Source organism: Gleimia europaea ACS-120-V-Col10b, from assembly GCF_000411155.1.
Classification (GTDB): domain Bacteria; phylum Actinomycetota; class Actinomycetes; order Actinomycetales; family Actinomycetaceae; genus Gleimia; species Gleimia europaea_B.
In genome coordinates this window covers 141,595-160,369 of the sequence record NZ_KE150266.1, presented here as the reverse complement: position 1 = coordinate 160,369, position 18,775 = coordinate 141,595, and the positions used below count along the sequence as shown (strand labels likewise).

Sequence of the window (18,775 nt, the reverse complement as noted above, 5' to 3'; positions counted from 1 at the left end):
TACGATTTATGCGACAAAATAAACAATGCACCGCATCGCATAGCTTGCCGCCAAAGAGTATGACACGCTAGAAGTATGCAAATTTGGCCTGGAGAACCCTACCCGCTCGGCGCTACATTCGACGGAACGGGAACTAACTTCGCAGTATTTTCTTCCGTGGCAGACTCGGTGGAGCTATGTCTGCTGGACGAAGAACGCAACGAACAGCGCATCGCTCTCACCGAAGTCGATGCCCACGTGTGGCACGCCTACCTGCCCGGTATTCTTCCCGGACAACGCTACGGCTACCGCGTGTACGGCCCGTATGACCCCGAGAACGGGCACCGGTGCGACCCCACTAAACTTTTGCTTGACCCGTACGCCAAAGCAATCGATGGCCAAGTGACCACCTCGCAATCCCTATATTCGTACAAATTTGAAGATCCAAGTGAACGCAACGAGGAGGACTCGATTGCAGACACTATGGTCTCAATCGTCATTAACCCCTTCTTTGATTGGGGTCACGACCGTCCCCCAAACCACGAGTACCACAACACGGTCATCTACGAAGCTCACGTCAAAGGTATGACGGCGCGCCATCCCGACATTCCAAACGAGATCAAAGGTACCTATGCGGGCATGGCGCACCCAGCAGTTATCGAACACCTTTGCGAGCTGGGCATCACCGCCGTCGAACTCATGCCGGTGCACCAGTTTGTAAACGACCCGTACCTGCAAGAAAAAGGGTTGTCGAACTACTGGGGGTACAACACGATTGGATTCTTTGCGCCTCATAACGCGTACGCCACTCAAGGCGGTGGCCAACAGGTACAAGAGTTCAAACAAATGGTTAAGGCCTATCACGAGGCCGGTATCGAAGTGATCCTCGACGTCGTTTACAACCACACGGCGGAGGGTAACCACATGGGCCCCACCCTGTCATTTCGTGGCCTTGACAATGCCAACTACTATCGCCTAGTTGACGAAGATAAGCGCCACTATTTTGACACGACGGGTACCGGCAACTCGCTACTGATGAACTCACCCCACGTACTGCAGCTAATCATGGATTCGCTACGGTACTGGGTAACTGAAATGCACGTGGATGGCTTCCGCTTTGACCTTGCCTCCACGCTCGCAAGACAGTTTCACGAGGTGGATCGCCTCTCTGCCTTCTTCGATCTGATCCACCAAGACCCCATCGTCTCGCAGGTAAAACTTATTGCTGAACCGTGGGACGTGGGTGTCGGCGGGTACCAGGTGGGAGGATTCCCACCCCTGTGGTCCGAATGGAACGGACAGTACCGAGACACCGTGCGTGACTTTTGGCGCGGCGAGTTTTCTTCCCTGCCCGCCTTTGCCTCTCGCATTTCCGGCTCCGCTGACCTTTACGAACATTCCGGGCGCCTGCCCATGGCATCGATCAACTTCGTGACCGCCCACGACGGTTTCACCATGCGCGACCTGGTTACTTACAACGACAAACACAACGAAGCTAACGGTGAAGACGGACGTGACGGAGAATCCAACAACCGGTCATGGAACCACGGCGTTGAAGGCCCCACCGATGACCCGGAAATAATGAAACTGCGGCTACGCCAGCAGCGCAACTTCCTCACCACTTTGGCAGTCTCGCAAGGCGTGCCCATGATCTCCCACGGCGATGAGATGGGCCGCACCCAAGGTGGTAATAACAACACGTATTGCCAGGACAACGAGATCTCATGGGTGGATTGGGAACTTGATTCGGATCAAAAGGAGCTACTAGCTTTCGCAAACCGTGTCATCGAGTTGCGCCACGACCACCCCGTGTTCCGCCGCAGGCGCTTCTTCAAGGGACTAGCTAAGCGCGGCGGCGAGTCTGATCTGGGCGAAATAGAATGGTTTAATTCCAGCGGACAGCACATGACCGAAGAGGAATGGGACCAGGCATGGGCAAGATCCACAATGATCTTCCTCAACGGCTTGGCAATTAATGAACCTGACGAGCGCGGCCGGGAAATCATCGACGATGATTTCATTCTCTGTTTTAATGCCTCTCCCGACGACATCGATTTCACGCTTCCAAAGCAAACCTACGGACAAACCTGGAGCACAGTCATTAATACGGCTGACGACTCCGACGGGTCGAAATACAGCGCTAACGCTAAGGTGAGAGTTACAGCCAGGTCGATACACATTCTTAGGAGCCCGCGAGGTAACGAAGATGAATAACCCACACCCCCACCTTCCAGCTAACGGAAAACGCACCCCCATTTCCACATACCGGCTTCAGGTGAACGAAAACTTCCCCTTTAGCGCGGCTGAGGAGGTGCTACCCTACCTGGTTGAGCTTGGGGTGACGGACGTTTATCTTGCGCCCATCTTGCAAGCGGCGCCCGGTAGCCTGCACGGTTATGACGTGGTGGATCACACCCACATTTCAGCTCAGCTGGGCGGATTGGACGCTTTCAAAAAATTTGCTGATCGCGCCCATGAACTTGGCCTGCACGTCATCGTTGATATCGTGCCAAACCACATGGCAGTCCCCACTCCGGTATGGCACAACAAGGCGATGTGGTCCGTGCTCAAACACGGCGCCAAATCAGGATACGCTAACTGGTTCGACGTTGACATCGACAGCCCTATCCTGATGCCCGTACTTGGCAAACGCATTGGCCAGGTACTTGCAGACCAAGAGATTCAGCTTGCAAAAATGGTGGTCCCAACCGAACCTCAATACGGCGAGCAGTGGGTTCTTACCTACTACGAGCACGTATTCCCGGTTGCCAAAGGCACCGAATCACTACCCCTGTCGGTGCTCATCGAACGCCAGCACTACCGCCTCGCGCATTGGAAAGTGGCGGACGAAGAACTAAACTACCGTAGGTTCTTTGACGTTGGCACACTTGCTGGCCTGCGCGTAGAGCAAGAGGAAGTGTTCCAAGCCACTCACGCACTGATCCTCGACCTGGTCCAAACTGGATACATCGACGGGTTACGCGTAGACCACCCGGACGGCCTCGCAAATCCAACCGAATACTTCAAGAGATTGCACGAGGCCACAGGCGGCCAGTGGATTGTTGCCGAGAAAATTCTGGAAGGTGACGAAGAGTTACCCTCCAACTGGCCCGTGGCGGGCACCACCGGCTACGACACGGCGTGGAGGCTACACGCGCTCCTGACCGATCCAGCAGGGGCGATGCCGCTGGGGGCGATCATGCAGAACATTGCCGGCGATTCCCCCTCCTCACTTCCAGCGATCATTCGGGAGGCGAAAGCGCAAATTATTGACACCTCACTGGCGGCAGAAGTGCGCCGCGTTGGCACCTTGATCTGGCAGATCTGTCAAGAAGATATCCGCCTGCGTGACTACACGTTCCGTTCCCTCATCGATTGCCTGCGCGAACTCGTGATTGAGTTTGACCGCTACCGCGCCTACGTTGGGGCATTCGAACCCGTTTCCGATGCGACTCGCGCGGTTGTAGAGGGCGCCGCCGAACGTGCCCGCACCCGGCTCGACCATGACCTTGACGATGCCATGGACGTCATCGTGGCTCTTGTTCTGGGCGATGAGGTGGGCTCCGCCGGCCTAGATGTGAGTGATGAGCGCCGGCGCGAAGTGATGGTGCGCTTCCAACAAATCTGCGGAGCCGTGCAGGCTAAGGGCGTAGAAGACACGGCCTTTTACCGCTGGACACACATGACTTCGCTCAACGAGGTAGGATCGACGCCCGAGGTGTTCAGCATCGACATTGACCGCTTCCACGCCTTTGAGTCCAAGCTACAAAGCAACTGGGCGGCTACCATGACATGCGGCACCACGCACGACACCAAGAGGGGCGAGGACGTCCGCGCACGCATTTCGCTCCTTTCACAGCGCTCCAAAGACTGGGCTAGCCTGCTGAACGAAATGCGTGCCCTCTCGCGCGAATACCGCCCAGCAAACATTAATGGGCGCGCGGAAAACCTCATGTGGCAAACAATTGTGGGCACTTGGGGAACGACTGATCGCATCACCGCCGACAGGCTGAGCAGGTACCTCACCAAAGCCATTCGCGAACAAAAAGAGTGGACATCTTGGACCGGCCCTGATGAACGCCTGGAAAAGGATTTCTTGGAATACGCCTGCACCATCATCGGCGATCCACAGATCATCGAACTTCTGAACGAATGGTGTGAATCCAACACGGACCTGCTGCGCTCGGTCATCCTTTCCATGAAAGCATTGCAACTGACCTTGCCTGGCGTTGCCGACGTGTATCAGGGAACGGAAATCACCGCGACTTCTCTCGTGGATCCCGACAACCGTAGGCCCGTGAACTTCACGGAGCTTTCACAAATTCTGGACAAGGTATTTACGTCCTCCCCGCAAAGCCTAGATGAAGAAAAGATGCTGATTACGGCCTCACTGTTACGGCTTCGCCGTGACATGCCCAGTGTGTTCGTATCTAAAGATTCGGGCTATCAGGCACTGCCCACCTCTTCGGGCCACTGCGTCGCATTTGCCCGCACGCTCTCGGGCGATCCTCGCGTTGTCACGGTTGCTACCAGGCGAAAGGCAGCTCTTGATGAGATTGGCGGTTGGGACGAAGTCTCGGTTGTTCTACCCGATGGCAAGTGGCAAGACGTGTTCACCAGTGAGGTTTTCGCCGGTGGCGCTGCTGCCGCCACCGATCTGCTCGACACTTTCCCGGTAGCCGTACTTAAAAAGATCGAGGAAAGTTAAGTCGTGAGCATACCAAAGAATTTTGTGGACACTCCTGGTCGCGACCTCGTCCCAGTATGGTCATCGACCGCGAAGTCAATAACTGTGCATTACGAGTTCGAAGGCACTCACGAGTTAGAAATGAAAAACTACGGGGGATGGTGGGTTAGCCCCTCCCCACTCCCCCCTGGCGCTACCTACCGCTACAGCGTGGATGGGGGCGCGCCCGTTGCGGACCCTCGCGCACTACGCCGCCCCGCTGGCGTGCACGGCCCCGCACAAACGTGGCAGCCACCAAAAATCAAACATTTCGATGCCGGTGATTTGCTGGGAAAAGTGTTCATGGAGATCCATATTGGCACTTTCACGCCCGAGGGAACGCTCGAAGCCGCAGCACACAAACTTGGGCACCTAGCTGACCTGGGCGTGCAGGTAGTTGAGGTAATGCCCGTTGCACCATTTCCCGGCACATTTGGGTGGGGATATGACGGGGTGAGCCTGTACGCAGTACACGAGGCGTATGGCGGCCCCGATGGGTTTGTTCACTTTGTTGAGGCCGCCCATGACCTTGGCATCGCGGTGTGTTTAGACCTCGTTTTGAATCATTTCGGCCCGGTGGGAAACTACATCGCTGCGCTCGACAACTACTATTCGAGCAAGCACGAGACACCATGGGGAGCGGCGCTCGATCTTGACGGCGATAACGCCGTCCATACGCGTGAATTTTTGAAGGGTGCAGCCTTGCACTGGTTGCGCAACATGGGGGTGGATGCACTACGCCTAGATGCCGTACACGCCCTAGATGATGATTCTAGCTATCACTTCCTCGCCGAACTTTCCGATGACGTGGCCAAGTTGGAGGCTCAGACGGGACGCACGTTCACGCTGATCGCCGAATCTGACCTAAATGATCCAATAATGGTCACCCCAACCGATAAGGGCGGCCGAGGCATGGACGCACAGTGGGATGACGACGTGCACCATGCCCTCCACGCTGCATTCACGGGCGAAACCCACGGCTACTACGCTGATTTTGAACCGCGTGAAGCGCTCGTGGCAGCGTTTGAAGACGTCTTTTTCCACGCCGGCACGTACTCGTCATTCCGGGGGAAAATGTGGGGCGCTCCCGTCTCTAAAGACATAGATCGGCGTCGATTCGTGATTTCGTCACAAAATCACGATCAGGTGGGCAATCGCGCGATTGGCGATCGCCCCTCGCAGGTACTCTCCGATGCGCAGCTAGGTTCGGTTGCCGCGCTGGTTTTGCTCTCCTCCTTCACGCCAATGCTGTTCCAAGGTGAAGAGTGGGCCTCGCGCAGCCCGTTCTTGTTCTTTTCTGACCAAGAGGGTGATGAGGAGATGGCTCGCGCTATGCGTGATGGGCGCCGCGCTGAGTTCGCCTCGCATGGTTTTGACTCCATTTATGGCCGCAAGGTGACGGTTCCAGATCCTACGGTTCGCTCCACGTTTGCAGCGTCGAAGCTGGACTGGCAAACAGCGCAGTGCGAGGCCGGCAAGCGGATGCTCGCGTGGTACAAGAAGCTGATACAGATTCGCAAGGAAGAAGCAACCACCGGTAAACCAATGCAAGTGCGTTTTGACGAGGATCTGTTGCGGATGCGTAGCGGACACCTCGAAGTGATAGTAAACATGGGCGCTAGCACGGCCCGCCCTGCCGTAGGCGAGAAGCAGCGCCTCATCTTGACTTGGTCTGGTAACGCGGGCGATCTACAGCCCGGGGAAGCCGCGATATACAACAGTTAGCTACCGGCCTTAGCCATACCGCTAGTTCGCTATAAGTCAAATGTAAAGCTCCCCGCGCACAACCTTGCACGAGGTAGCTTTACAGACAATAACGGCGCCTATTTAGAGCTCGGTTGGCGGGAACTTTTCAAACACCTGCGTCAGGCGCAGATCCCTGGCAGCTAGGAAAGCCACGCGTTTTAGCGAGCGGTCCTTCGGATTCTTCAGCGGGTTGAAGAGCCGCTTCGGCGCGAGTGTCTTCATGCGCTCGGCAAGTTCGCGGTCATCACACCACTTTGTTGCAACCCGCACGGGCACGAGGGCATAGAGGGCTTCTCGAGTACCTATTTTCAACTCACTGTCTATGCCATGCAAGAGGTCGTCAACGAGGACGCTCATAGGGTTTACTCCCCCAGCAAACACGTATCCGGAGTTGCGTCCGATGCGCGGATTAACTTCAAGGAAGTATGCGACCCCATCGCGTGGATCGATCTTGATGTCAAAGTTGGCAAAGCCCTCGTAATCAACTTTTTCAAAAAATGTTTTCACCTGGTTGAACAAACCTTCGTCCGGGCCAGTAACCATGGCCACCGGGTTGCCAACCAGGCTCGGACGGTGATCTTGCAGGCCAACGCGCGCGTGCACAAGCATCACCAGCTTGCCTTTGGTGTTCACATACGCGGTAATGGAACGGATCTGGCTATCACCACCGGGAATGTACTCTTCAATAACGAAATCGCCGGCATACCCGTAGCTGTCTAGCTGCGCCAGGAAATCATCGAGTTGCGCGGGAGTGTCAAAATAGTAGACCTTGTGTTTGTCTGGCATATCCAGTAGGTCAAACTCGGCCGAAAGCGCGGGCTTGGCCACCACCGGGTAGTTCAGATCGACGCCACGGCATCCGGCTTTAACCGTTGCAAAACGCGCGGTGGAGATGCCGGCCGCCTCGCAAATCGTCTTAAACGAGGCCTTGTCGGACACTGCCGCGAGCGTCTGGGAGGAAGGTAGCGCAATCTTGTATCCCTCAGGTAACCGGTCGCGTACTTCTACTAGATTCGCGATCTGCGCGTCAGAGTTCGTCATAAGTATTAAGGGACGCTGCGAGTAATTTTTTGCAACCTGATTCAAAACGCCGAGCACGCCGCTGTTTGTGCTGGCGTCTTCGACGGGCACCCAGTCAATGAAATTGGAGTAAATCACGGCCTTAGAGGGCGCGGTGGAAATGCACACCACGCGAGTGTTGTAAGCGTCGTTGAACTGGCGGGCAAGCGCGTAGGCTTCCACGCCTCCGCCAAGAATCACAGGTAGCCCTTCGAATCGGCTTGTATCTGCATTGCGAACGTCCACTGCTAGCTCCTTTAGACAGCCGGCTTTAACTCCATCAAGTCTAGTGCAACATCCGCTTTGGTTGGACTTACAAAGCGGTGGGCCCAACAATCCCCGCGCAAAGTGCCATTTTGTTCCGACCGGGCGTTTTCTTTTACCTCTCTGGGCGCGCCGTAGCCGAAAAGCCCAGCGGTGCTCGTAGCCTAAATGTGTGTTAGCCGAAGTCAGCGCGTCCCCGCGAGTTTCGCCTCCGCAAGAGTTCGTTGAGGCCCTGCTCAGTTTACGTTCCGTCGCGGTTGAACCCGGCATCGAGTTGCAGGAAGTGCCCGCCCCGCGCAAAATCGCCCCGTACGCGGCTGCACTTAGAGCATTCACGCAGGCGGAAGAAGATGAGCTTCCCGTTGCGACCGGCCGTTTCGTGGTGCTGTTTGACCCCGATGGGCAGCCCGGTTGGAACTCGCGGTTCCGTATAATCATGCACGCGCGCTCACAGGTGGAGCCCGAGATGGGCACCGATCCTCTACTTGGTGAGGTCGTGTGGAGTTGGGCTCACGACGCCCTCGATGATGCTGGCGCTAACGCGCACAACATGAACGGCACGGTTACGCGAGAATTATCTGACACGTTTGGAGGCCTGAAGCTGTCTGGCTCCGAGGTGGAGATCGAAATGCGCGCCTCATGGTCACCCGCAACGAATGATCTTGGCCCGCACATGGCGGCGTGGCTAAAGCTGATTGCCCGCACGGCCGGAACCTACATCGATGACGATCACCCATTTGAGATCGAACCGATTCCGCATGCCTGACCACCCGAAACCTATCGAGAACATGAGCGAAACCGAACCCACCCTCATAGTGCACCCGCGCGAAGGCACACCTGACCCAACCGATACGCCCGCAGACCTCGAACGTGCGATCAAGAAACTGGCTGCCTCCCCTATGCCCGTGGCAATTGATGTGGAACGCGCATCTGGCTTCCGCTACTCCGACCGTGCGTACTTGATTCAGATTCGACGCGAAGACGTCGGCACCTTCCTCATTGATGCCGCTACTCTGCCCCACCTGCAGTCCCTGGGGGCGGCGCTACAAAACGCGGTGTGGATCCTCCATGCCGCAGACCAGGATTTACCGAGCCTGCGCGAGGCAAACCTGCATGCCCCAGAACTTTTTGATACCGAGGTTGCGGCGCAACTGTTGGGGTTTGAACGCATTGGCCTCACCGCTGTTTTGGAGCGAACCCTGGGCGTGACGCTGGATAAAGAGCATCAAGCGTCCGACTGGTCTAACCGCCCACTACCGCGAGCATGGTTGCGTTACGCCGCGTTGGATGTGGAGTTTTTAACGCAGCTGTATCGCGCGCTCAGCCACGAACTGTACGAGGCAGGCCGCTGGGATTGGGCGCAGCAAGAGTTCGAACACATTTTGAATCTGCCGCCAAAGCCAGCTGATCCGAACAAGTGGCGTTCAATTCCAGGTGCGGGTAAGATCCGTACGCGCCGCCAGTTGGCGATTTTAGAGCAGCTTTGGCGAGCGCGTGAAGAGATCGCGAAGGAGCAGGATATTGCTCCAACCCGCCTTATTAGCAACCGCACACTTGTGTCTTTAGCGTTCAAACCACCACGCAACAAGCGTGCGCTCCTAAATATTCAACAGATGCGCCGCCCTCGTGCGCGTAGCCACACCGATGAGTGGATGAGCGCGATCAAACACGCCAAATGTATGTCCGAGGCTGATCTGCCACCGTTACGCAAGCACACGCCGCCCGGTTCTTTACCTAAGGTTTCTGGGTGGCGGTCTGCCCACCCGGATGAATTCGCAAGACTGAAGGTGGTTCGGAGGGCGATTGAGCCACTGGCTCAACAGATCGGTATTGACCCTGCTGTTTTGTTGGAGCCTCGCATCCAAAAGCGTTTGGCCTGGGATGGGCCGGTACTTCGCGCGGACGAAATGCGCGATTACCTGCGCCGTCGCGGCGCGCGCGAATGGCAGATCGAGCGCGTCGCTGATGCGCTGGTCGAAGCGATAAATTGAGGCTCGCAGAAGCGGGTTAGGCGAGGTCGCGCGAAGTGACATTTCGAAACCATTAGTTAAGCCAGCCGGCAACCGGCTGGTCAACACTTGACTTATGACAGCTTGTTCAGCTCCTGCAGGATCTCGCTGGCCGAATGCTTCGCATCCAGGTGAACGTCTTCGATTATCTGGTTTCGCTTCGCGTGGCTAAGGAACTGTTTTGGCACGCCGCGAGCCATGACTGGCGTGTACCTGCCCGCCTGGGCAAGCGCTTCTCGCACTGCGGATCCAAATCCGCCCTCTTGCAGGCCGTCCTCTAGGGTGACAACTAGTTTCGCTTCCGCAATATTCTCCACGAGGTCAGGATTAACTGGTAGTAGCCAACGCGGGTCGAGAACGGATACTGACACGCCCTCGTCTGCAAGCATTTGCGCGACTTCTAAACCGTTCTTCACAAAGGCACCCGTAGCGAGGATGGCCACGTCCGGCTGGTCTGCTTCGCGTAGCACGTCTGCCCAGGGATGGCGCGAGGTGGCGGGAATCGGCTGGGGAAGAGCGCCCTTGGGGTAGCGAATCACGGTGGGCGCGTCCTCTATTGCAACGGCTTCACGCAGGGCAAGACGCAAAGTTTCTTCATCGCGCGGGGCATTTAGGTGCAGGCCAGGAACAATGGACAGCATGGCAATATCCCACATGCCGTTGTGAGAAGCACCGTCATCTCCCGTGATTCCCGCCCGATCCAGTACAAACGTGACGCCCGCCTTATGGAGGGCAACGTCCATGAGTACCTGGTCAAACGCGCGGTTCAAGAACGTGGAGTAAACCGCGAATACCGGGTGCGCGCCAGCGAAAGCCATCCCGGCTGCGGAGGTAACCGCGTGCTGTTCCGCTATGCCCACGTCAATCACGCGGTCGGGAAACTCTTCTTGCATTGGGAGCAGGCCCACCGGGGCCATCATCGCCGCGGTGATTGCCACTATTTTCGGGTTTTGCCTTGCAATCTTTACGATCTCGTCTGCAAAAACTGCGGTCCATCCAAACCGGGAGGGAGCTATCGGCAACCCTGTTTCCGGGTGAATCTTCCCCACCGCGTGGAAACGGTCAGCAACGTCCTCCTCCGCAGGAACATAGCCGCGGCCCTTATTGGTGATTACGTGCACCAAAATGGGTTGTTTCGCCGCTTTTGCGCGCGTAAGGGCAAACTCGACCGCTACTTCGTCATGCCCGTCGAACGGGCCGATGTACTTAATACCGAGGTCGGCGAACATCACGCCCGCACTAATCGCGTCACGCATGCCCTCTTTTACCCCGTGGAGGGCGTCGAACGCTACCTCTCCGGGGCGACCGTGCGACAGGAGCTTCTTCTTCCCCCACGCCAGCGCCTTTTCATACCCTTCGGACACGCGCAACGCATCCAGGTGGTGCGCGAGCCCCCCGATAGTGGGCGCATACGAACGCCCATTGTCGTTCACGATGATCACGAGGTTGCCATCCGCATGGTCACCGATGTTGTTAATCGCCTCCCATGCCAGGCCGCCCGTCAAAGCACCGTCACCAATGACTGCAACCACGTGATCTTCTCGCCCCGTGCGCTGGTATTCACGCAAGACGCCTTCGGCCCACGACAGCGCTGTTGAAGCATGCGAATTTTCCACCACGTCATGAGGAGACTCCGTCCGCGACGGATATCCGGACAAACCTCCCTCTTGACGTAGCTTTGAAAAGTCGGTGCGTCCCGTCAACAACTTGTGAACGTACGCTTGGTGGCCCGTGTCAAAAATGATCGTGTCGCGCGGCGAATCAAACACACGGTGGATCGCCAAAGTCAGCTCCACTACCCCCAGGTTCGGGCCCAGGTGTCCACCCGTGCGGGAAACGGACTGCACCAAGTATTCGCGGATTTCGCCAGCCAACACTTCTAAGTCGGCAGAAGTGAGGTCTTTCAAGTCCGAAGGCTGCTTAATGGAAGCTAAGAGTCTTCCGGGCTTAGGGGCTGGCTTTTCACTCATGGGCACCATCTTAATGGGCAAAGTTCATTCACGAGAACTAAAGGCGAAATCCGTCCGTCTGCCCACACGCAAATCAAACGCGCTAAATTAGGGGTTAGGCCACCGTGAAGATTGGAACTAAAATGACGCAAAAACGCCCTTATGGTACTTGGGATTCTCCCATCAGTGTTGATGATTTAACGGCGCGGACGGTGACGCTGTCCCAACTTCGCGTAGATCGTGACGCGACTATGTGGGTTGAGGGCCGAGCCAGCCAGGGTGGCCGCAACGTTCTGCTTCGCCGGGGGCGCGTGGGTATTACCGAAGAGGTTTTACCCATGATCGAAGGCACTATCCTACCCGATGTTCGCACTCGCGTACACGAATATGGCGGCCGCGCCTACGCGGTTCACGAGGGCGTGATTGTGTTCTCGCACGCCGGGGATGACCGCGTGTACAAGTTTGACTTGAACGATCAAACGCCGGGAATCATTCCACTGACGGAGCTGTCTAACCGCCGCTACGGCGACTTCCACATTGCTGATGTGCGCGACGTGGTTTACGCGGTTTGTGAAGACCACACAGCTGAGGGCGAGCCAAAGAACTACCTGGTTTCGATCCCGCTGGACGGTTCGGGGGCGCGCGAACCCGAGCGCGTTAAGACGCTGTACGACAAGACCGATTTCGTGGCCGCTCCCACGCTTTCACCCGATGGCACGAAACTGGCGTGGCTAACTTGGAATCACCCGCACATGCCGTGGACCTGCGCTAAGCTCCACGTCGCCTCGATCACTTTCGAGGGCGATATTGACCAAATGGTTACGGTTGTTGGGCAGAAGGATGTGGCCGTTTACGAGCCGCGGTGGACGGATGCAGGAGACCTGATCCACGTTGACGATTCGAGCGGCTGGGCAAACCTGTACCGGACCGAGGGGTTTGAGTGGCATGAAGGCGAAGATTTGAATGCGTGGACAACACGTTTACGCACCCGCCGCCTGCATCCCTCCCAGAAGGCTTTTTCTCACCCGCACTGGCAGTTGGGCTTGCACTCATTTGACAATCTAGATGATGAGCACCTGATCTGCTCTTGGGCGGAAGGCCCGTATTGGCACCTGGGCACGGTACGTCTAGACAACGGCCAGCTGGAAACCTGGCACACCGATTGGCATCCCGTTGGCAACGTCGCATCCTACAACGGCCGGGTGGTTATGCTGGCGGATTCCGATACGCGCACCCCCGCGATCGTGCAGATCAAGAACGGTGAGGTCAGCGAGTTGCGCTCCTCCACCTGGACGGATCTACCTGAACGCGTGATCTCTAAACCCGAGCCCATCGAGTGGCCTACCGGGGATGGGGAAATCTCCCATGGATACTACTACCCACCGGCCTCGCCCACATTCACCGCACCCGAGGGCGAACTTCCCCCTCTGATCGTCATGATTCATGGCGGCCCCACGTCTGCCGCGCGGCCGGGTCTTACCCTGTCACAGCAGTTCTGGACCTCGCGTGGATTTGCGATTCTTGACGTTAATCACCGAGGTTCAACGGGTTGGGGCAGACCGTATCGTGAGCGCCTGAACGGCCACTGGGGTGAAATGGTTGTGAGTGACGCTGAAACCGGCGTGCAGTACTTGGTAGAGAAGGGCCTGGCTGACCCGAAGCGCATTGCGATTCGCGGCGGCTCCGCAGGTGGCTTTGCCACCCTACTGGCTCTGGCCACGTCCAAAACCTTCACTGCCGGCACCTCCCTATACGGCATTGCGGACCTCGCGGCAATGGTCAAAGAGACGCACAAGTTTGAGTCACACTACATTGGCCGCCTGGTGGGATCGAGCGATCTTTCTGACCCGATTTGGGCCGAAAAGTCTCCGATCAACCACATTGAAAACATTGCGGCGCCCCTCCTTCTGTTACAAGGCAGCGAAGACCGCGTGGTTCCGCCCTCGCAGGCGCTCATGATGAAAGATGCCCTAGAAAAGCTGGGCCGCACGGTGGAACTAAAAATATACGAGGGTGAGGGCCACGGGTTTGTCCGCTCCGACACGATCCAAGACGCTCTTTTGACGGAACTGGATTTCTACAAGCACGCTTGGGGAATCGCCAGTGCCAAGTGAGGGCGGCGCCCCACCCCACCCGCGTGAACTTGCGGGAAGGATCCGGCACGCCCTCGTCTATCGGCGCACCGGCCAGGCGGCCGTTGCGGTAACCGCCGGTGCCCTCACCGGACTGATGGTTGTGTTCATGCACTACCTGATCATCGGGTGGGAGTATCTGATGACCGGCTACACGGACTACGCTCCCACCGGCGGCGCGGCGCACGGTTGGCTTGGGATTGGCTCGTGGTTTGTGATCTTCACACCCGTTATCTCCGCCCTCATTTATGGCCCTCTAATGCAAAAATGGGCGCCCACCACGCGCGGGCTGGGCATTCCCGAAGTTATGCTGGCAGTTCGCCGTAATGGTGGCGACATGCCTCGAAACGTGTGGTTTATCAAAGTAATCGCTGCGGCGCTCACCATTGGGGGCGGCGGATCCGTTGGCAAGGTGGGTCCGGTTGTGCAAACGGGGGCAGCGATCTCATCAATGATCGCGCGCCGCCTGCGCATGCCTGTAAAACGCGTGGTGGTGCTCGTCGCGTGCGGCGCTGCGGCGGGTGTCTCCGCCACGTTCAACGCACCCCTGGCAGCCGCCGTGTTCGCGATGGAAGTAATCCTCGTGCAGTTTTCTGCAGAGATTTTCGGCCTGGCCGTACTATCGTCTGTCTCCTCCGCGATTGTTTCGCGCGCAGTCCTCGGTGATAAGTTCATCATTAGCCTTCCGGGCACCTATAGCTTGGAATCCCAACTAGATCTGTGGGCCGTTCCCTTGGTGGGCCTCCTGTGCGGACTAACCGGCCTGCTACTGTCAAAAACACTGTATGCACTTGTAGATTTCCTCGATCGAATCGACCAGGGCCCCGAATGGCGCCGGCCCGTCATCGGTAGCATTTTCCTTGGTTTTGGCCTGTGGATGTTCCCCGAACTGTTCGGCACTTCTACCACCATCCAAACCGAGGCACTCCTGGGTGCCTATACCGCTTCTGCTCTGCTGCTACACGCGGGCTTGAAAATACTGTTTTCTACCTACACCGTTGCAATCGGCGGAGCGGGCGGACTGTTTGCCCCCTCCATGTATATTGGCGCGATCGTTGGCACCGCGATCGGCATGTACCTAGAGCCACTGACTTCCACCAGCCCTGCCGTTTTCGGCGTTATCGGTATGGGCGCATGCTTTTCCGGTGCCATCCGCGCCCCCATGGCAGCCGTCCTCCTGATCATTGAAATGACCGGTCAATACGGTCTTGTTCTGCCACTAATGCTTGCCATCGTCATCGCAACTGGTACTTCGCGTTTCCTTAGCCGCAAAACGATTTACACCGAAAAACTCATTCGCCGCGGCGACATCCTCGACGATCCCGTTGACGCCACTCTGATGGGCAATAATGCTGCGAAAACCCTGATGGGCCCCGTTCCAGGCCTGATCGTTACCACTAATACGATCCCGGAGGCCTCACAAATCATGCGCTCGGCTGAGTCCTCACTTCTACCCGTCGTGGACGAGGAAGGTAAGTTCGTTGGCACGGTATCTTCAATGGAGTTGGCTAGCGCCCGCCTGTCTGACGATACTCCCCCAACTGTGGCTGACCTGCATCTGAGCACGGCTTCCGTGCCGGCTAGCGCAATGCCTTCAGTGTTCATGCAACGTATGCTTGCCTCGCACGTGGCCGGAATGCCGGTGGTTGAAGGCGGCGAGGTGGTTGGCTGGATTTCGTCCGAGGAGTTGGTTCGCCGCATGTATCGCGAGCAGCGCCGCGCCTTGGATCGACGCGAAGCTGAGTCTTCTTGGGGTTCGCGCTGGCAGAAACGCCACGCTAATCGTGACATCGACGAGGCTACTTCTTAAGTCTCCGGGAGCCGTCTTCACATCACTTCAATGCCCTTGTCTTCAACGGGTTTAACGTGCGTGAGTAATACGGAGTCTGCGTGGTTTCGACCCGCGCATACATAAGCGAGCGAGGCCAGTTGCTAGACCCCGCCCGCTTAGTGCGTGTTTACTTTACGAGTTCACGAAGCACGTACTGCAAGATGCCACCATTGCGGTAGTAGTCCGCTTCACCCGGTGTGTCGATGCGGACAACCGCGTCGAACTCAATCGTGTCACCGTTTTCCTTGGTAGCGCGTACCTTAACGGTCTTCGGTGTTACGCCCTCGTTCAGCGCCTCAATACCTTCAATGTCAAAGACTTCGGTGCCATCAAGGCCAAGCGAATCAGCAGTTTCCCCAGCCGGGAACTGTAGCGGCATCACGCCCATACCGATCAGGTTAGAGCGGTGAATGCGCTCGAAGGATTCGGTAATAACTGCCTTTACGCCCAGCAGGCTGGTGCCCTTAGCAGCCCAGTCACGAGACGATCCGGAGCCGTATTCCTTGCCGCCGAGTACCACGAGTGGAACGCCGGCTTCGCGGTAGTTCTGTGCAGCCTCGTACACGGTGGACTGCGGCCCGCCGGGAGCCGTGAAGTCGCGGGTGTAGCCACCTTCAACATCGTCAAGCAACTGATTCTTAATGCGGATGTTGGCAAACGTGCCACGAATCATTACTTCGTGGTTGCCGCGCCGAGAACCGTAGGAGTTGAAGTCGCGGCGCTCCACACCGTTGTCAACCAGGTACTTACCGGCCGGCGTGTCAGCACGGAACGAGCCTGCTGGCGAAATGTGGTCGGTAGTTACCGAGTCACCGAGCTTCAGCAGTACGCGCGCGCCCTTCACGTCCTTGACCGGATCCGGTTCCATCGTCATGCCCTCGAAGAACGGGGCTTTGCGAATGTAAGTGGAGTCTTCCGCCCAGTCGAACGTTGCGCCGTCCGGCGTTTCAAGGGCGCGCCACTTCTCGTCACCCTTGAACACGTCAGCATAGTCGTGTAGGAACATTTCGCGGTCAATCGTCGCGTCGATCGTTTCCTGTACCAGCTTCGGATCGGGCCAGATGTCGCGCAGGAACACGTCATTGCCGGCCTGATCTTGGCCAAGCGGCTCTGTTTCAAAGTCGAAATCCATGGTTCCGGCCAGCGCGTAGGCGATTACGAGCGGCGGCGAGGCCAGGTAGTTCATCTTGACGTCGGGGTTAATACGGCCTTCGAAGTTGCGGTTACCCGAGAGTACCGACACAACCGTCAGGTCCTCCTCATTCACTACTGCCGATACTTCGTCGGGTAGCGGTCCGGAGTTACCGATACACGTGGTACAGCCGTAACCAACCAGGTTGAATCCCAGCTCGTTCAAGTACGGCCACATTCCGGTCTTCTCGTAGTAGTTGGTGACAACCTGTGAACCGGGCGCCATCGAAGTCTTGACCCAAGGCTTGCTCTTCAAGCCCTTCTCTACCGCGTTCTTCGCAAGCAAAGCGGCGGCCATCATGACGGAGGGGTTGGACGTGTTGGTGCACGAGGTGATTGAGGCGATTACAACATCACCGTGGTCGAGCACAGTCTCGGTGCCATCCGTAAGCGTGATGCCCGCCCTGTGGTGAGGACGCTCATCAGCAAGCTTTGGCTCGCTCGGCGGAACGGCATCTTCTTGGCTACCAAATTTAACCGGGTCAGAAGTTCCCATGGAATCTGCAAGAGCCTTGTCGAGACTGGTGGGCTCCAGGCCCTTACCCGAAATGTAGTCCGGGAGCGTGCCGGCGAAGGATTCCTTGGCTTCAGATAGTTCGATGCGGTCCTGCGGGCGTTTCGGGCCGGCAATGGATGGGACAACCGTGGAAAGATCGAGCTCAAGGTATTCGGAGTACCTCGCTTCGCGCGACGGATCGTGCCACAGGCCCTGTTCTTTGGCGTACACCTCGACAAGGCGGATGAGGGACTCGTCGCGGCCGGTGAGGCGCAGGTAGTCGAGGGTGACATCGTCAATTGGGAAGATCGCGGCGGTAGAGCCAAACTCTGGCGACATGTTACCAATCGTTGCTCGGTTGGCCAGCGGCACTGCGGCAACGCCTTCGCCGTAAAACTCAACGAACTTGCCTACCACACCGTGTTCACGCAGCATCTGCGTGATGGTGAGGACGACGTCGGTGGCGGTTGCACCCGAGGGAATCTCGCCCGACAGCTTGAAGCCCACAACCTTTGGGATCAGCATCGAAACAGGCTGGCCGAGCATCGCGGCCTCAGCCTCAATACCGCCAACACCCCAGCCGAGCACTCCCAAGCCGTTCACCATCGTGGTGTGCGAGTCGGTACCCACGCAAGTGTCCGGGTAGGCAATGGTCTTGCCGTCTTCTTCCTTGGTGAACACGGTACGAGCGAGGTATTCGATATTCACCTGGTGGACAATGCCCGTACCCGGTGGAACCACACGGAAGTTTTCAAACGCGTCCTGGCCCCAACGCAAGAACTGGTAGCGTTCGCCGTTACGCTGATATTCCAGCTCGACGTTACGAGCAAATGCACTTTGCGTGCCGAACGAGTCGATCTGTACCGAGTGGTCTATCACGAGTTCAGCCGGGTTCAACGGGTTGATCTTGTTCGGGTCACCGCCCAGGTCAGCTACGGCCTCACGCATGGTTGCAAGGTCCACCACGCAGGGCACACCCGTGAAGTCTTGAAGTACTACGCGTGCTGGGGTGAACTGGATTTCCGTGTCCGGATCGGCCGAAGGATCCCAGTTAACCAGGGCCTCAATGTGTTCTTTAGTGGTGTTCGCACCGTCTTCGGTACGAAGAAGGTTTTCTACCAAAACCTTCAGAGCATACGGTAGCTTCGATGCTCCCGGCACAGCGTCGAGCCGGTAAATTTCGTAAGACTTACCATCTACATCAAGATCCGCGCGGGACTTGAAACTGTCTAGGCTGGTCACGTCATCTCCTCGTGAAATATGAGACTTGCTCTCCAACATCAATATCTCGATGTCAAGATACTTAATGCTAACACTTTCACTCAATATTTTCGTTGGTTGGCGCGCTTTTCGCTGTGTTTCAGATAACAGGCCCGAGATTATGCGATTTTCA

The 18,775-nt window shown here is 57.1% G+C and carries 10 protein-coding genes; 7 read left to right on the top strand and 3 right to left on the bottom strand.

Going from position 1 to position 18,775, the window contains the following annotated elements; all coding sequences use genetic code 11:
• Nucleotides 1-75 precede the first annotated feature (75 nt).
• The 3 genes from glgX to treZ are packed head-to-tail and all read left to right on the top strand — an operon-like array spanning nucleotide 76 to nucleotide 6,430.
• On the top strand, nucleotides 76-2,193 hold the full coding sequence (glgX, locus tag HMPREF9238_RS00720; RefSeq protein WP_016443521.1) for a glycogen debranching protein GlgX: 2,118 nt from the start codon (nucleotides 76-78) through the stop codon (nucleotides 2,191-2,193).
• Nucleotides 2,186-4,687, top strand: coding sequence for a malto-oligosyltrehalose synthase (treY, locus tag HMPREF9238_RS00715; RefSeq protein ID WP_016443520.1), 2,502 nt, complete (start codon nucleotides 2,186-2,188; stop codon nucleotides 4,685-4,687). The genes glgX and treY overlap by 8 nt, the downstream gene beginning before the upstream one ends.
• Nucleotides 4,688-4,690: 3 nt before the next feature.
• The gene (treZ, locus tag HMPREF9238_RS00710) at nucleotides 4,691-6,430 is read left to right on the top strand and encodes a malto-oligosyltrehalose trehalohydrolase (RefSeq protein WP_016443519.1); all 1,740 of its coding nucleotides are present in this window, start codon (nucleotides 4,691-4,693) and stop codon (nucleotides 6,428-6,430) included.
• 102 nt (nucleotides 6,431-6,532) lie between these two features.
• Here the strand turns inward: treZ and HMPREF9238_RS00705 are convergent, their stop codons facing one another.
• A complete protein-coding gene (locus HMPREF9238_RS00705; protein WP_016443518.1) occupies nucleotides 6,533-7,756 on the bottom strand; it encodes a carboxylate--amine ligase in 1,224 nt (407 codons plus the stop codon).
• 190 nt (nucleotides 7,757-7,946) lie between these two features.
• Here HMPREF9238_RS00705 and HMPREF9238_RS00700 point away from each other — a divergent pair, with 190 nt between their 5' ends.
• The gene (locus tag HMPREF9238_RS00700) at nucleotides 7,947-8,540 is read left to right on the top strand and encodes a DUF3000 domain-containing protein (RefSeq protein WP_016443517.1); all 594 of its coding nucleotides are present in this window, start codon (nucleotides 7,947-7,949) and stop codon (nucleotides 8,538-8,540) included.
• Between the two features lie 22 nt (nucleotides 8,541-8,562).
• On the top strand, nucleotides 8,563-9,765 hold the full coding sequence (locus HMPREF9238_RS00695; RefSeq protein WP_040316558.1) for a ribonuclease D: 1,203 nt from the start codon (nucleotides 8,563-8,565) through the stop codon (nucleotides 9,763-9,765).
• A 92-nt stretch (nucleotides 9,766-9,857) separates the two neighbouring features.
• On the opposite strand, the gene dxs is transcribed toward HMPREF9238_RS00695, so the two are convergent.
• On the bottom strand, nucleotides 9,858-11,762 hold the full coding sequence (gene dxs / locus HMPREF9238_RS00690) for a 1-deoxy-D-xylulose-5-phosphate synthase (RefSeq protein ID WP_016443515.1): 1,905 nt from the start codon (nucleotides 11,760-11,762) through the stop codon (nucleotides 9,858-9,860).
• Nucleotides 11,763-11,875: 113 nt separating this feature from the next.
• Between dxs and HMPREF9238_RS00685 the strand changes: the two genes are divergently transcribed.
• Both HMPREF9238_RS00685 and HMPREF9238_RS00680 read left to right on the top strand, forming a co-directional pair.
• Nucleotides 11,876-13,846, top strand: coding sequence for a S9 family peptidase (locus HMPREF9238_RS00685; RefSeq protein ID WP_040316414.1), 1,971 nt, complete (start codon nucleotides 11,876-11,878; stop codon nucleotides 13,844-13,846).
• Nucleotides 13,836-15,674 carry a chloride channel protein gene (locus tag HMPREF9238_RS00680; protein WP_016443513.1) on the top strand — a complete coding sequence of 613 codons (1,839 nt, stop codon included), beginning with the start codon at nucleotides 13,836-13,838 and terminating at the stop codon, nucleotides 15,672-15,674. The genes HMPREF9238_RS00685 and HMPREF9238_RS00680 overlap by 11 nt, the downstream gene beginning before the upstream one ends.
• Nucleotides 15,675-15,822: 148 nt before the next feature.
• Here the strand turns inward: HMPREF9238_RS00680 and HMPREF9238_RS00675 are convergent, their stop codons facing one another.
• Nucleotides 15,823-18,663: an aconitate hydratase gene (locus HMPREF9238_RS00675; protein ID WP_051109799.1), complete on the bottom strand. Its 2,841-nt coding sequence runs from the start codon at nucleotides 18,661-18,663 to the stop codon at nucleotides 15,823-15,825.
• Nucleotides 18,664-18,775: the final 112 nt, after the last annotated feature.

What these genes read in the sequence shown, in the direction of transcription:
- glgX (WP_016443521.1), top strand. Translation starts at nt 76, where the DNA reads ATGCAAATTTGGCCTGGAGAACCCTACCCGCTCGGCGCTACATTCGAC.
- HMPREF9238_RS00695 (WP_040316558.1), top strand. Translation starts at nt 8,563, where the DNA reads ATGAGCGAAACCGAACCCACCCTCATAGTGCACCCGCGCGAAGGCACA.
- treY (WP_016443520.1), top strand. Translation starts at nt 2,186, where the DNA reads ATGAATAACCCACACCCCCACCTTCCAGCTAACGGAAAACGCACCCCC.
- HMPREF9238_RS00685 (WP_040316414.1), top strand. Translation starts at nt 11,876, where the DNA reads ATGACGCAAAAACGCCCTTATGGTACTTGGGATTCTCCCATCAGTGTT.
- dxs (WP_016443515.1), bottom strand. Translation starts at nt 11,762, where the DNA reads ATGGTGCCCATGAGTGAAAAGCCAGCCCCTAAGCCCGGAAGACTCTTA.
- HMPREF9238_RS00675 (WP_051109799.1), bottom strand. Translation starts at nt 18,663, where the DNA reads ATGTTGGAGAGCAAGTCTCATATTTCACGAGGAGATGACGTGACCAGC.